The 14,627-nt window shown below is 53.0% G+C and carries 11 protein-coding genes; 6 read left to right on the plus strand and 5 right to left on the minus strand.

Annotated elements, in window-relative coordinates:
• Window positions 1–25 precede the first annotated feature (25 nt).
• Window positions 26–1,405, plus strand: coding sequence for an NADP-dependent isocitrate dehydrogenase (locus tag IPI29_01440; GenBank protein MBK7411205.1), 1,380 nt, complete (start codon window positions 26–28; stop codon window positions 1,403–1,405).
• Entirely contained in the window at window positions 1,402–6,042 is a 4,641-nt protein-coding gene (locus tag IPI29_01445) for a translocation/assembly module TamB domain-containing protein (GenBank protein MBK7411206.1), read from the plus strand. Before IPI29_01440 ends, IPI29_01445 begins: the two co-directional genes overlap by 4 nt.
• A 95-nt stretch (window positions 6,043–6,137) precedes the next feature.
• On the opposite strand, the gene IPI29_01450 is transcribed toward IPI29_01445, so the two are convergent.
• From IPI29_01450 to IPI29_01465, 4 genes are all read right to left on the minus strand, one after another.
• Window positions 6,138–7,289 (minus strand): acyl-CoA dehydrogenase, encoded by a 1,152-nt coding sequence (locus IPI29_01450; protein ID MBK7411207.1) that lies wholly within the window; start codon window positions 7,287–7,289, stop codon window positions 6,138–6,140.
• Between the two features lie 80 nt (window positions 7,290–7,369).
• Complete coding sequence (locus IPI29_01455; GenBank protein MBK7411208.1) at window positions 7,370–8,467, minus strand: anhydro-N-acetylmuramic acid kinase; 1,098 nt, start codon at window positions 8,465–8,467, stop codon at window positions 7,370–7,372.
• Window positions 8,467–9,000, minus strand: coding sequence for an NADH-quinone oxidoreductase subunit NuoB (nuoB, locus tag IPI29_01460; GenBank protein MBK7411209.1), 534 nt, complete (start codon window positions 8,998–9,000; stop codon window positions 8,467–8,469). Before nuoB ends, IPI29_01455 begins: the two co-directional genes overlap by 1 nt.
• Window positions 8,991–9,347: an NADH-quinone oxidoreductase subunit A gene (locus IPI29_01465; GenBank protein ID MBK7411210.1), complete on the minus strand. Its 357-nt coding sequence runs from the start codon at window positions 9,345–9,347 to the stop codon at window positions 8,991–8,993. The genes nuoB and IPI29_01465 overlap by 10 nt, the downstream gene beginning before the upstream one ends.
• A 64-nt stretch (window positions 9,348–9,411) precedes the next feature.
• Between IPI29_01465 and IPI29_01470 the strand changes: the two genes are divergently transcribed.
• From IPI29_01470 to IPI29_01485, 4 genes are all read left to right on the plus strand, one after another.
• Window positions 9,412–10,065, plus strand: a complete 654-nt coding sequence (locus IPI29_01470; protein MBK7411211.1) for an MBL fold metallo-hydrolase — start codon at window positions 9,412–9,414, stop codon at window positions 10,063–10,065.
• Window positions 10,062–10,598: a hypothetical protein gene (locus IPI29_01475; GenBank protein ID MBK7411212.1), complete on the plus strand. Its 537-nt coding sequence runs from the start codon at window positions 10,062–10,064 to the stop codon at window positions 10,596–10,598. The genes IPI29_01470 and IPI29_01475 overlap by 4 nt, the downstream gene beginning before the upstream one ends.
• A 54-nt stretch (window positions 10,599–10,652) precedes the next feature.
• Window positions 10,653–12,107: a glycosyltransferase gene (locus IPI29_01480; protein ID MBK7411213.1), complete on the plus strand. Its 1,455-nt coding sequence runs from the start codon at window positions 10,653–10,655 to the stop codon at window positions 12,105–12,107.
• A 166-nt stretch (window positions 12,108–12,273) separates the two neighbouring features.
• Window positions 12,274–13,275 (plus strand): fumarylacetoacetate hydrolase family protein, encoded by a 1,002-nt coding sequence (locus tag IPI29_01485; GenBank protein MBK7411214.1) that lies wholly within the window; start codon window positions 12,274–12,276, stop codon window positions 13,273–13,275.
• Here the strand turns inward: IPI29_01485 and IPI29_01490 are convergent.
• Complete coding sequence (locus IPI29_01490) at window positions 13,259–14,626, minus strand: hypothetical protein (protein ID MBK7411215.1); 1,368 nt, start codon at window positions 14,624–14,626, stop codon at window positions 13,259–13,261. The two genes, IPI29_01485 and IPI29_01490, sit on opposite strands and share 17 nt — an antisense overlap.
• Between the last annotated feature and the right edge of the window lies 1 nt (window position 14,627).

Consider the following 14,627-nt stretch of genomic DNA (forward strand, 5'->3'; position numbering starts at 1 on the left):
AACAAATAAAAATCAATGAGGAACAATGAAGACGATTACGTTGATCGAAGGTGATGGGATTGGTCCAGAGATCTGTGAGAGTGTTGTGGCGGTCTTTGCTGCAGCTAAGGTTCCGGTGACATGGGAAAAGGCCATCGCAGGCTTGGAGGCGATCGAGAAGTTCGGGAATGGTGTGCCCCCTGAAACATTTGATAGTATCACAAAGAACAAGATCGCGCTGAAGGGGCCTACAACAACGCCGGTGGGTGGTGGTCATAAGAGCGTGAACGTCACCATCCGCAAGGGACTTGAGCTCTATGCGAATGTCCGTCTGGCGAAGTCCATGCCTGCTGTAGAGACGCGCTTCGACGGAGTGGACATCCTCATCATTCGTGAGAATGTTGAGGACCTCTATGCGGGGATCGAACAGTTCCAAACGCCCAACGTGGCGCAGTGCCTGAAGCTCATTACACGTCAAGGCTCCATGGCTGTGATACGCTATGCCTTCGAAGAGGCACGCAAGCTCGGCCGCAAGAAGGTTACCTGCGTACACAAGGCGAACATCATGAAGATCACGGACGGACTCTTCCTCGAAGTGTTCCGTCAGGTGGCTGCCGAGTACACAGATATTGAAGCCAACGACATCATCGTTGACAACTGCTGTATGCAACTGGTGTCGCGTCCGGAACAGTTTGACGTGCTCGTTCTTCCAAATCTCTACGGCGATATCGTCTCCGACCTTTGTGCTGGTATCGTGGGTGGCCTTGGTGTTGCTCCTGGTGGTAACATCGGAAGGAATTGCGCGGTGTTCGAAGCCGTTCATGGATCGGCACCGGATATCGCAGGGAAGGGGCTTGCCAATCCAACAGCTATTCTTCTCTCGGGTGTTCAAATGCTCCAATACATGGGCCATATCGGACACGCAGAGATGATCCAAGATGCTCTCACCGCAACCTTGGCCGCAGGGGTCAAGACTCGTGACCTTGGTGGTTCAGCATCGACAAAAGAATTCACAGATGCTGTGATCGCCAGGCTACATCCGAACCATGACGTGGATATCACGCCGGTTGCCACTGTGACCCCGGCCTTCCATGCTCCTGAGGTGATCAATGAAGAGTGGACGTTGCGCGGTGCCGATGTATTCGTTGAGCATCGAGGCGGTCTTCCTGCTATGCCAGAGTCTGTTGGTCCATTTACACTTCGTATGCTCTCCAATCGTGGAACAAAGGTGTGGCCCGGACCTACTCCGGATATTCTGCTCGTAGATCAGTTCCGGTGTCGCTACATGGCAGACGGTTCCGTTACTCGCACGGACGTTATTGAGTTGCTCAACGAGGTAACAAGTAAGGGTAAGATGTGGTGCCATGTGGAACTTCTCCATGATGCCTCGGGTCAGGCTAGATATTCTAAAGCGCAGGGTGAATGACCGACGTACCAACGACATCTGAAGAGACCGCAGTTCGTCGCCCATGGTGGCGTCGAGCTGCGGTCTTTACGTTTCGTTGGATCTACCGTTTAACCGGTACCGCCATCATTCTTGCCGGCCTCATCGTCCTGATCGCGCAGACAGACATGGCCCGGTCATTCATGAGAAAGCAGGTCTTGGATCTGCTGAATGGTCAGCTTGAAGGGAAGGTTGCCTGTGATGATGTCCATCTCGACATCTTCCGCGGTCTTGTCCTAGAACATCCACAGTTGTACGCTAACGGGACAACGGTCCTCGAAGCTGATCGACTCTCAGTAGCCTACGATCTCGCGGCATTGTTCGGTAGAACGTTGGCCGTTAATCGAGTAGAACTCATCCGTCCACGCATCGCTGTCATCCAAAGCAAGGACAGCGTCTGGAATGTATCGCGCATCGCAAAGCCGTCCGCCGACACAACTACATCGCCCCCTCCCAACCTTTCGATTCGAGTACGGGGCATCTCGATCACAGAAGGGTCGGTGATCATAGATGACCGCACCACGCAACGGGGTGATGGATCTGTGTTCGATCCGCTGCATCTCTCCTTGAGGGCATTTGAACTTCGTGCAGCTGTTCGGCTTGCACTGATGGATCGCGATTATACAATTGCGATCAACCACCTGTCGTTCTATGACGAGTTCATCCGTACTATCGACGTGCGTGAGATGACGATGACTGCACGGATCACGCCCAAGAGTATGGATCTGCAGACGTTGGCGCTGAAGCTTGTGCGTACGGAGTTGGTGCTGCGTGCTCGTATTGATGGTCACGATGTTTTGCGCGATGGGATCAATGACTCGATCCTTGCTCTCCATCCTATCGTTGGATCGATCGAGGCAGACCGTGTCTATGGTCCTGATGTACACTTCGTTGTGCCCGATGTAGACATTCTCGATTCGTATGGCCTAAAGGCTAATGCCGTGTTCGCCGGAGCGAACTTCAACATCGATGATATTGACCTTCGTGCAGGAGACGGCCACGTGAAAGGGTCTGTTCATCTCACGGCCCTTGATGATCCGGATCACCTCGGCGTAGACATCAATGTGCACGAGTCACATGCCCGATATGCCGATGTTCGGCGCAGACTTCGTTTCGTACCACTTCCTGAGTTGACATTCCTAGGTACAACAACCATCGAGCGAGTTCATCTTCGCGGACACCCTGCAGATTCCCTCTGGTTCGAAGTTCATGGGGCGGATAGACCCGGCCGTGTTGACGGAGAGATGAAACTCTTCCTCGCCACGAAGAGACTTGGCTATGAAGTGGACATGGCGATCAAGCAAGGAGACCTCTCTGTTTTTGGAGACTCTTCTGTTGCAACGATGCTTAATGGTAGAGTTCTGCTCAATGGTAGGGGTGTAACGCTGCAGGATCTTGAGGGGGCGTATCAGATCGAGCTCGACAGGAGTATTGTGGCTCATCGTCCTGTCCGTCGTGCCCGACTCATGCTCCAAGCCAATGGAGCTGGCGAGTTACGTGTTGATACGTTGTTCGCAGACCTCACTCCGTTCCGTCTCGACAGCATAGATGAATATGCGCTCACACCAGATGATCGATTGGTTGGGTACAGCGGGGTGATCGATGTTGCTGATGCAAGCCATCCTCGATACAATGGACATCTTGAATTCTCTGCCATCAATCTTGCCTCGCTCCTCGAATCAACATCCTTGCCAACACGCTTCACGGGAAGGGTGGACATTGATGCAGAAGGGATCGAACTCGACAGTCTCATTGGCAATGTCAATGCTGAGATCGATGAATTCTCACTCGATGACCGGGCGCTCCTTCCTTTTTCAGTTCGCGCGTCGATCACCAAGACAGGGGAGAGTAAGAAGGTCACAATTGAAGCTCCGTTTATGTCGGGTGAAGTACATGGGACCTTTCAACCGTCGAACCTGATCAGTGCTTTTGGAACCGCCGTTGATAACACGTTCGATGCCGTGAAGCAACGCATTCGGTACTTCTATCCAAGCTCTGGATATGTTGAACATCTTGGGTCGCCGGTGAAGCCATTGGAGGCAACATTCAACATTATTCTTCGAGATGCCTCCCCGCTGAATGTCCTGATGGATAGTGTTACGTTGTCCGCATCTGCCCGAGTTCGTGGACGGATCATGTGTTCAGTTGACAGTATGTTCCTCGACGTCGACACACTGGATGTTGAAGACCTGATCATACAGACAGACTCAACGCGTGTAGTGAGTGACAAGGTTCACCTCTCAACCACAACCCGTCTTGCCGATGTAGCAACATCGCCTCGATTGATCGAACTCACGGTGAAAGGGCGCATCGATTCGATGCTGACCGTGAATTCTATCCGCATTAAGAAGCCGATCATCGACATGTCTGCTCGAGGAGATTCGATTCGACTGCGCGGTAGAGCAGAAGTGAATGAGATCACCGCAGGTGTTGGTCTCTACGGTCAGTTCTACGCCGATTCAGCCAATCTCACGGTCGACTCTCTTCATGCGATCGTTGACGCAGCACGTGGCCTGGAGTGGCGTTCCTTGCATGCTTCTGGGATAACGTTGCATGAAGGCAACTTCCGCGTTAGTGATCTCGCCGTTCAGCGACAAGACGCAGAAGTAGTCGTTGCGAATGGTCGGTTCTCTCTTGAGCGTTTTGAAAACCTAACAGTAGTTGTTCAGAACTTCAACCTCGCCAGCATTCCGCGTTTCGTAGACCTTTCAGACGGTCATCCCGTACGACTTGTCGATGGTATGGTTCGAGAGCTTACAGCCCGGATAAATGGTCCATGGGAGGCGCCAGTGATGGATCTCGAGATCGATGCCATCGGCGTTCGATACAACGGCGAACTCATTGGTACACTCGCCACCGCGCTCCATCACGAGAATCGTGATGTAACAGGCTTCCTTACGATCTCCAATCCGGCACTCAAAACCGAGACGAAGACCCTTGATCTTGTTGTGAAACATCTGCCCCTTGACCTCGGACTTCGCGATGTGAAGGAGAGACTTGTTGACCAACGTCCGATCGATATCGAGATGCGTGCTAATAAACTCGCTTTGGCCACCATCGAGCCCTTTCTTCCGGCCATCGAACGACTACAAGGAGTGGCCGATGGCATCATCACTGTGAAGGGAACAACTCCGGATAAGATCGACCTTGGCGGAAACGCCCGCTTCAAGAATGCCAGCTTCTTGTCGTCCGCTACGAATATCATCTACAACGCGGACGGAGTACTTCATCTCGAAGGTTCGAACCTTCACCTTGATACAGTGATCGTCCGGAACCTGGACCGCGACAGAAAGAACGGCATTGCCTATGCAAAGGGGCTCGTGGTTTTCAATGGCCTAGCTGTGGAAAGTCTCGATTTCACTCTTCGTTCACCTGGTGTGATGGTGATGAATAAGGCCTCACAGGCCAGAAGTCCGAAGATCTTTGGAGATATCATCATTGCTACAGGCAAGAAGCCGATCCATTTTTATGGTAAGCTTGATGCGCCCGTTCTTGAAGGCGATATCAACGTTCTCTACACGGATATCATCTTTCCGCAAGAAAGGTCTTCCACGAGGCAACGATATACAGCGTTTGAGTATAACCGCGCCACAGATACCAATAAGCGCTTCAACTCAGTGTTGGATCAAGCGCGGAAGGAACGTATAGCGTCGGACTCATCGTTGGACAAGAGCGGACGTCACCCTGTTGCCGACGCTATCGAGAACATCGTGAAGAGCACAACGGCATCGTTCGTTGATATCCTTCGTTATGATCTCGACATCTACCTCAAGGGTCGCACACTCATGACCATGGTCTTTGGAATGTTTGAGATCCTCATTGCAGACCTCGAACAGGTAGACCAGAAGATCCCATTGAACTTTACCGGACGTTTTGTTGACGGCTCAACGAATCTTCGCGGAAAGGTTCGCGTGAAGGACGGTACATCCACGTACAAATTCTATAAGCCATTTGTGGCAAGTGGAACCTTGGACTTCACATCGGGCGGGATGACGGATCCAACTTTGGATCTCAAGGCCGTATACAAGGACCGGAGAACATTGGAAAGTGGCAAGACAGAAGACTTCCGCGTTGAGATTGCCATCACGGGAACCAAACAAAAGCCTATAGCTCGTTGGTCGGTTTACCGTAGTGACCGTAAGCAAGAGGGAGACTCTGCGAAGATCACGGGCGATGCCTTGATGCTCATCCTCGTAGGGAAGACCCAGGACGAGCTCACTTCAAGTGGTCAAGGCAACTTGGTCGGTGAAGTGAACGCTGCATTTTCTGCCGCAGCAACAAGCGCCCTCGGTGATCTTCTAAGCGGAATAGGGGGCATTGTACAAAGTACCCAGATCGATATCGGTTCCGGATATCTCGCAGGCCCGCCTCACGGTTTCAGGTCAGCTCTTCAGCGATGTGAGCTATCGCCTCACAGGTCAGATCAGCGACTTTGCCGGGAACAGTACCATCACGATCTCGTTGCCGTTCACGGTCCTCTCAGACGCAGACGCCATGCGATACTTCATGCTCGATGTATCCCGCTCAGTGAACACCACGGGCAACATCACTCGATATCAGCGCCTCTGGGAAGTAAAGCTGGGTGCGCGACTGCCGTAGTTAGAGTGCTAGAATGTTAGTCTGCTAGATTGTTAGAATGCTAGATTGTTAGAGTGCTAGAGTGCTAGAGTGCTAGATTAACTCTAACAATCTAACACTCTAACACTCTAACAATCTAACTGACTTCCTTCATCAGCTCACGAGCGATCACAATGTGTTGGATCTCACTCGTGCCTTCATAGATCTCCGTGATCTTGGCATCTCGGAGGTAGCGTTCAACGAGGTACTCACGAACGTAGCCATAGCCGCCGTGGACCTGAATGGCTTCAAGAGCATTGTACACTGCGGTCTGTGAGGCCATGAGTTTTGCCTGTGCGGCGGCCTTGATGTAGTTCTGGTGCTGATCCTTCATGTAGGCGGCGCGATAGACAAGCATGCGTGATGCTTCAAGTCGTGTTGCCATGTCTGCAAGCTTCAGCTGGATCGCTTGGAGGTCGGCGATCGGCTTGCCGAATGCTTTACGCTGTGTTGAATAGAGCAATGCTGCGTCGAATGACCCCTTTGCAATGCCGAGTGCTTGCGCTGCGATACCGATACGACCCCCATTGAGGGACTCCATTGCGATCTTAAAGCCCTGTCCTACTTCTCCTAGTACTTGTTCATCCGGAACGAAGACATTGGTAAGCCCAATGGAGCAGGTATCGCTCGAACGAATACCAAGTTTGTCTTCCTTGAGACCTGGCTCAAATCCTGGGGTGTCGCGCGGGATAATGAAGCAGGAGATCCCGCGATGACGCAGCTCACGATTGGTCTGCGCCATGACGAGGTAGGTGCCTGCCGTAGTTCCGTTGGTGATCCAATTCTTTGTGCCATTGAGAACCCAGCCACCATCGACTTTTTCAGCCGACGTATGCTGAGAAGTTGCATCCGAGCCGGCTTCCGGTTCGGAGAGGCAGAATGCTCCGTGAACTTGACCTGTTGCTAGGGGGCGAAGCCACTTCTCTTTTTGGGCATCGGAACCGTAGGTCTCAAGTCCCCAGCAAACAAGAGAGTTGTTCACCGACATGACAACACCCACGGACGCGTCCACGGCTGATATCTCTTCCATGGCCAAGACGTAGCTGAAGGCATCTAGTCCAGATCCGCCCCATTCAGGAGAGACCATCATTCCAAGAAAGCCCAGTTCGCCAAGCTTCTTCACGATCTCCGTTGGGAACACTCCGTTTTTGTCACGCTCAATGGACGTTGGAGCAACCTCATCACGCGCAAACTGGCGCGCTGTGTCGCGGATCATTTCGTGGGTCTCTGTGAGCTGGAGCGTGAACATGCTAAAAGCCTTGCGTGTAAATATCGTGAGAAGACAAAATTACGAAACACCGCTGAGTAGCCGAGAGTTCACGTGTTTTTTCAAACCTTAGCGATACTTCCAAGGATAACTGCTCGGCTCGCTCCGGTCACTCTTGGGAGATTGCCGGTTTGGTCATTGAGGGTCAACCACCCCAGATAGGCAAAGGCCATTGCCTCCTTTGCATCCCAATGCTCATGAACAGCGATCGTGACCTTCATACCGTTCGCCTCCACCAACGTTCCGATTCGTTCCAAGAGATAGGAGTTCTGCGAGCCCCCTCCTGATACGATGATCTCCGTTGTTAATGGTGCATACCGCTTAACATGATCAGCAACAGACCATGCGGTTACCTCGGTCATTGTGGTAACAACATCCTCTAAGGGGCTTGAGGGGTGAGAGTATTTTGTGATGAGTCGACGTGCCTCTGCCTCCGAGAACAACTCCCGTCCGGTGGATTTAGGCGGGTCTTGCGCATAGTAGGGGAAGGACGTGCATTCTTGGAACATAGGCGGAATCACCCGGCCTGCTCTACCGATATGACCATCCGTGTCATAACGTTTTCCGAATGTGGACCTGATCCCTGTGTCGATCCACACGTTGCCAGGACCCGTATCAAAGGCCCAAACGTCGCTCTGAGAAGCACCACACGGTAAGATGGTAATGTTGGCCATGCCGCCGAGGTTAAGGGCAACACGGTGGACGGATGGGTGAATCAACGTTGCGGCATCGAAGATCGGGACGAGAGGAGCCCCTTGCCCACCGAGGGCGATATCGGCGGAACGGAAATCATGGATCACAGGAACGGACACCAATGCAGCGAGTGCCGGTCCGGATGCTGCTTGCCAGGTGGATACCGGCGGATGGTGCCAGAGCGTTTGCCCGTGGATAGCCACAGCGTCGAGAGGTGTTGCTGAGGTGTTTTCTCCGACCACCTCTGCATACTCGCGAGCGAGGGAGAACGGAAGGTCGCAGAGTTCCTCCATGGTCGCACGGCCGGACAGTGCCTTCATGATGAGGTCTCGTGTGTCATCGGAGAAGGGGCGTGTCACAAACGAACGAAGGGAGACCACGTGGCGGTCTCCCTTGTTTGAAATTTCACAGACTGCCATATCGATCGCATCGACCGACGTGCCCGTCATGATCCCGGCTATCACCATTACGGTGTTACGATAAGGTCAGAACGGCGAATGTCGCCAGTATCCTTGCCAAGATTCAGAAGCTGCGGTTTTGACTGTGCAACCTTGTCCTGGATGAACAACAATGCATTCATCAGTGCTTCTGGACGTGGCGGACATCCCGATACGTAGGCATCAACCGGGAGGAATTGATCGATCCCTTGCACAACAGGATAGGAGCGGAACATGCCGCCAGTGGACGTGCATACACCCATTGCGATGCACCACTTTGGATCGGGCATCTGGTCCCAGATCTTCTTTACGACCCAAGACATCTTGTACGTAACCGTACCGGCTACGATCATAAGATCTGCTTGGCGCGGTGAGAACGAGAATCGTTCAGACCCAAAGCGAGAAGAGTCAGCTCGCGGACCCCCAAAGGCCATCATCTCAATCGCACAGCAAGAAATCCCCATTGGCATCGGCCACAAGGAATTCTTTTGAGCCCAGGTGATCAGCGAGTCAACAGTTGTTGTGACGAATCCGTCACGAGCGATCTGTTCGTTCAATCCCATCGGAGAGCACCTTTCTTGATGACGTAGAGATAACCGCTGAACAACAAGACCATGAACAGCACCATAGCGGCAAGACCGTAATATCCAAGCTCACGGAACTGCACGGCCCACGGATACATGAACACGATCTCGATGTCAAAGAGAATGAACATCATGGCAACGAGATAGAACTTTACGGTGAAGCGCTCTCGGGCTGTCTTCACCGGTTCCATACCGGACTCATACGTAGAGAGTTTCGCACGCGTACTTTTCCGCGGACCAACGTTCTCTGCGATCAAAATGTTCATCACGCCGAAGATCAGACCGAGAACGATCATGATCATGAGCGGCAAATAGTCGAGGATCATCACAACTCCTGTTGTCGAGATGGGCAAAGATAACGATTCTCTCAACCCGTCGTAGTTTCGACGTATGCCAATTGTTCACGCCTTCGAATGTGGCCCTGTTGCCACCATGTCGTATCTGGTCTGCGACCTAACGTCGGCGAGTGCCTACGTGGTGGACACCCCGTATGGATGCACGGAACCTGTTATGGAGGAAGCCCAACGTCAGGGCTGCGCCATCACGGACATCCTGCTCACCCACACCCATTGGGACCATACGGCCGACTGTGCGTCCCTCGCGGCAGCAACAGGGGCTAGGGTGGTGGTGCACGCCGCCGACCAGTACCGTCTTACCGATCCGATGGCACATTCGATCTGGCCATTACCATTCACCATCCCCCCGGTGGTTAACGCCACTATCGTGGATGGTGAATCGGGCATCATTGAGGTAGGGGGCGGGCAAGCCCCCTTACGATTTATCCACACTCCGGGTCATACCGAAGGTGGGATCTGTTTTGTGGACGATACCTCGCGGTTTTGTTTTGCCGGAGATACACTTTTCCAAGGCAGTGTTGGACGAGTGGACCTCCCTGGCGGAAGCGGTGCTACCTTGCTTGAGTCCATACGGACAAGGCTTTTTGAGCTGCCTGACGAGATGATCGTCTTTCCGGGTCATGGACCTACAACAACCATCGGTTACGAGCGCCGGGACAACCCATTCGTTGGGGAGAATGCTGAATGAAAAACGTTTCACACAACCTTCATGCGAGCCACATCGTCCGCAAACTACTTTTGTCTGTTGCTTTGGTTGTACTTGCGGCGTTCGTAACCGCGTGTTACTCCTTTCGTGGCGGGTCGGTTCCGGAACATATCCAGACGATGTCTGTTGCATCGGTCATTGACCGAAGCGGTTTCGGTGACCCTACCTTCCGAGAGTTCTGCACGGAGACGCTTGTTCGCAGGTTCCGGAGCGACAACACCGTTCAACTGGTGGAAGACAATGGCGACGCGCGTCTCTCTCCTGTACTCGTCAGGGTTCAGGATCAGATCGCAACGGTTCAATCGGGGGATCTTGAGAACCAGCGTCGTATCGTGGTGGCAGTAGAAGCGGAGTACTTCGATGCCGTCAAGAACAAGGTGGTGTGGAAGCGGACGTTCGAGAACTTCGACGTCTACGATGTAGCAGATGCAACAGAGGGAAGACGGCAAGCAGCCGAACGCGCCCTCCGACGTATCGCAGATGACATGCTTCTGGCCGTTGTCTCCGACTGGTGAACGAACCGAACCCGAACGTTCTGTTCTCTTCACTTTCTTAGGTCTGGTCACGCCATGGAAGATCTGCTTCTCGGTGCGTACTTTCTCTCTCTCTGTGTCCTCTTCGCCTTCGGTCTTCATGGCCTGGTGATGATCTACTACTATCACAAGACGCAGAAGGTTACGCACGAAGCCCCGACCCATTCTCGGGAAGACCTGCCTATCGTCACCATCCAACTGCCGTTCTATAACGAGTTGTATGTGGTGGACAGACTTGTTGAGGCCGTTTGCCTCATTGACTATCCGAAGGACAAGCTCGAGATCCAACTTCTCGATGACTCCACGGATGAAACAGTGGACCTCTCGCTTGCCCTCGTTGAACGCTTCCGCACGGAAGGCTTCGATATCAAGCATATCCATCGCACGAACCGTCAAGGCTACAAGGCCGGAGCTCTCAAAGAGGGTCTTGCCATGGCCCGCGGTGAATTCGTTGCCATCTTCGACGCAGACTTCGTCCCGCACCCTGACTTCCTCATCAAGACGGTTCCATACTTCGCAGATGAAAAGGTGGGCATGGTGCAGACACGTTGGGAACATCTCAACGAAGACTACTCCTTCCTTACCCGCGCACAGGCACTTGCCCTAGACGGTCACTTCGTGATCGAGCAGCAGATCCGTCACAAGGCCGGCTTCTTCATCAACTTCAACGGCACAGCCGGCGTATGGCGCAAGAAGACGATCGAAGATGCAGGGAACTGGCACAGCGATACGCTCGCTGAAGACCTTGACCTTTCCTACCGCGCTCAACTTCGCGGCTGGCGCTTCGTCTTTCTGAATGACGTAACGTCACCAGCAGAACTTCCTGCCGATATCAACTCGCTCAAGACACAACAGTTTCGCTGGACCAAGGGAGCCGTTGAGACAGCGAAGAAACTTCTTCCTTCGGTATGGAAGAGTGGTCTCTCGCTCAAGCACAAGCTTGAATGCACAGTGCACCTGACAAGTAACATCGTGTTTCCGTTCATCATGCTTGTAGCATTCCTGAACGTACCGATCGTGATCATCAAGAACGAAGTTGGCGGATATGATGCCTTCTTCAGCTTCATGTCCATCTTCGTCCTTGCAAGCATTTCGTCGTTCCTGTTCTACATGTACGCCCAGCGCGCTATTCACCTCGATTGGCAACGCCGCCTTCTGCTCTTCCCGGTATTCATGGCCGGCTCGATGGGCCTTGCTGTCAACAACACACGTGCTGTGTTCGAAGCGATCATCGGAAAGAAGACGGAGTTCAAGCGCACACCGAAGTACGCCATCGAGCAGAACAATGACCAATGGAAGAAGAAGCGCTACGTCCAGCGCAAGATCGGTTGGATCGTGATGGTAGAACTTGGTCTCGCTGCCTACTTCGTCTTTGGTATCGTAACCTCCATCAGCTACCTCGAGATCGCTGCAATTCCGTTCCAACTGATGTTCCTCATCGGCTTCGGAACCGTTGGCACTCTCTCTTTGCGCCACGCACTCGGTCGCTGATCTCACTCCTCAAGCAATGATCCAACAGAAGGTTGAGCCTCGGCTCGACCTTCTGTTTTATTTTGTGGCCCGTAACCCCGTAACCCCGTAACCCCGTAACCCCGTAACTCTGTAACCCCGTAACCCCGTAACCCCGTAACTCCGTAACTCCGTAACTCCCGCACCTATGAAACTCGTAACCTACCTCTCGAATGCCACTGAACGCACAGGTGTGATCGTTGGTGATCGTATCATGGATCTAGAACGTGCTCATGCTGCTTCCAAAGGTGTGGAGTTGCAATGTTCCGCATTGCCTGCAGAGATGAATGCCTTCCTTCGCCTCGGACAATCAGCGATTTCTGACGTTCAGTCACTGATCTCCTGGTTCTCATCGGCAGAGGCATCGGAACAGCACGGAGTTTCTGTACCGGTAGAAGGGACAGCGCTCTGTGCCCCTGTACCACATCCCACATCGATGCGCGACGGATATGCCTTCCGTCAGCATGTTGAAGCAGCAAGGCGTAATCGCGGCGTGGAGATGATCCCGGAGTTCGATGAGATCCCGATCTTCTACTTCACCAATCACCAAGCGGTGTTCGGTCCGGGAGAGATCCACGTGCAAGAACTGCATTGTGATAAACTTGACTTTGAACTTGAGTGTGCGATCGTGATCGGGAAGCAAGGACGGAATATCAAGGCCGTTGATGCTGATTCCTACATCGCCGGTCTGATGGTCATGAACGACTGGAGCGCCCGCACGCTGCAAATGAAGGAGATGATGCTCAACCTCGGTCCAGCAAAGGGCAAGGACTTTGCAACCTCCATAGGTCCATGGCTGGTTACCTCGGACGAACTAGCTGATCGAACGATCTCTACGCCAAATGGCAATCAGTATGATCTGCCGATGTCCACATTGGTGAACGGCACACAGGTCTCCTCAGGTAACGTGAAGGACATGTCCTGGACGTTTGCCCAGATTATTGAACGCGCCAGTTATGGCGTAACCCTCTATCCGGGGGATGTGATCGGCAGCGGGACGTGTGGTACAGGTTGTTTCTTGGAACTCAATGGGTCCAAGGTCTACGACCCGGCATGGTGGCTCAAACCCGGTGATGTTGTCACGTGCGCCATCGACGGTTTGGGCGAGCTGACGAACTCGATCACTCTTGATTCTAGCGACGTACGATAAAGAGTGCGGTTCTGAATCGTTGCGTGGTGCCCCAGGTCAGGAGATACTGACCTGCTGGGAGTGACGAAGTAGTGATGTGCTGTTCATGCGCATCGAGGACCGAACCTTGGTTCACGAGGATCCCTTGCATGGAATAGATCGACCAGGTTGAAGGCGCATCGTCAGGATCGAGATCGCGCACAATGAGTTCGGTATTGGTTACCGCACATTGGAGAGTGGCATGTGATGAAGGGGCTAATGACTCCGATACAGACGTTGCTTCATCGAAGATGAAGGTACCCGTTTCCGCGGCCATATAGACCTTGTTGGTCGTTGGGTTGATGTGAAGAGACCACACGTTGCGTATCGTGTCTTCGCGCTCATTCACGCCCCATTGAATGTCATCGAAGCGTTGCCAGGAATCACCACCATTAGATGACCTGAAGACAAGGCCATCACCGATGATCGATGTTGGAAGATTGCTGGTGCGAAATCCTCCGAGAAAGATGTCGTCCTTCCCATCTCCACCATCACGGACGGCAACAGACCAAAGACTCGTGTCTGAGAACGCTATTCTATCCCATGTGGCTCCGCCGTCAACGGTCTTGAGCAGTCCACCGTTATCTCGAATGGAATCCGGCGCGGTGATCGCTACAACGGCATAGCCAGTAGTTGGGACGCGACGTGAGAAAACGATCTTTGGTATCTCTGCATCACCGCTAATGGAGAGATCGCCTCTCAAGACCGGTACCCGACGCCACGTTCGGCCTTGGTCATCAGAACGGGCTATCACGCCCCCTTTACATCCAACGAAGAGAATGTTGTTGCTATCGGCGCGTTGAGCGATCGTGCAGAGTCCTCTTGTGATTTGCGATGGCACAACCGAGATACTATCCCACGTGGCGCCATTGTCTACGCTTTTCCAGATCCCATTATTCGTTGTGCCCCGCGCACCATAGAACGTGCCAGGAACCCGGGTGTCCTCAATGAGCGCTTCGGAAATGTAGTACATAAGTGCCCTTCGCGCATCCGTGAGCACGCGCTTCCAGGTAACTCCAGCATCGGATGTTCTGCGAACGCCGTCGAATCCAAATCCACCAACGATCATCACGTTCGTGTCGAGTGTGGATCGAGCTCCGGACGAGATGAAGTTCGGTACATCTGTACTACCGATCTCTACCAACTCCCACGATGAACCACCGTCGAACGAACGGTACATTTGATTGGCCCAGTTCCCGGCCCAGATCGACGTTGCATTCTGAGCATTAAAGAGAATGGTGAAGGAGAGTTTCGGATTGACCAGCTTCCAACTCTGGCCTGAGACAGGGAGGATGGACAAGCAGACAATGCAGAGAACGATGAGCTTTTTCATG

The sequence above is a fragment of the Ignavibacteria bacterium genome (genome assembly GCA_016707005.1).
Classification (GTDB): Bacteria; Bacteroidota; Ignavibacteria; order Kapaibacteriales; family Kapaibacteriaceae; genus UBA10438.

What these genes read in the sequence shown, in the direction of transcription:
- IPI29_01480 (MBK7411213.1), top strand. Translation starts at nt 10,653, where the DNA reads ATGGAAGATCTGCTTCTCGGTGCGTACTTTCTCTCTCTCTGTGTCCTC.
- IPI29_01465 (MBK7411210.1), bottom strand. Translation starts at nt 9,347, where the DNA reads ATGATCCTCGACTATTTGCCGCTCATGATCATGATCGTTCTCGGTCTG.
- IPI29_01470 (MBK7411211.1), top strand. Translation starts at nt 9,412, where the DNA reads ATGCCAATTGTTCACGCCTTCGAATGTGGCCCTGTTGCCACCATGTCG.
- nuoB (MBK7411209.1), bottom strand. Translation starts at nt 9,000, where the DNA reads ATGGGATTGAACGAACAGATCGCTCGTGACGGATTCGTCACAACAACT.
- IPI29_01445 (MBK7411206.1), top strand. Translation starts at nt 1,402, where the DNA reads ATGACCGACGTACCAACGACATCTGAAGAGACCGCAGTTCGTCGCCCA.
- IPI29_01475 (MBK7411212.1), top strand. Translation starts at nt 10,062, where the DNA reads ATGAAAAACGTTTCACACAACCTTCATGCGAGCCACATCGTCCGCAAA.
- IPI29_01440 (MBK7411205.1), top strand. Translation starts at nt 26, where the DNA reads ATGAAGACGATTACGTTGATCGAAGGTGATGGGATTGGTCCAGAGATC.
- IPI29_01485 (MBK7411214.1), top strand. Translation starts at nt 12,274, where the DNA reads ATGAAACTCGTAACCTACCTCTCGAATGCCACTGAACGCACAGGTGTG.
- IPI29_01450 (MBK7411207.1), bottom strand. Translation starts at nt 7,289, where the DNA reads ATGTTCACGCTCCAGCTCACAGAGACCCACGAAATGATCCGCGACACA.
- IPI29_01490 (MBK7411215.1), bottom strand. Translation starts at nt 14,626, where the DNA reads ATGAAAAAGCTCATCGTTCTCTGCATTGTCTGCTTGTCCATCCTCCCT.
- IPI29_01455 (MBK7411208.1), bottom strand. Translation starts at nt 8,467, where the DNA reads ATGGTGATAGCCGGGATCATGACGGGCACGTCGGTCGATGCGATCGAT.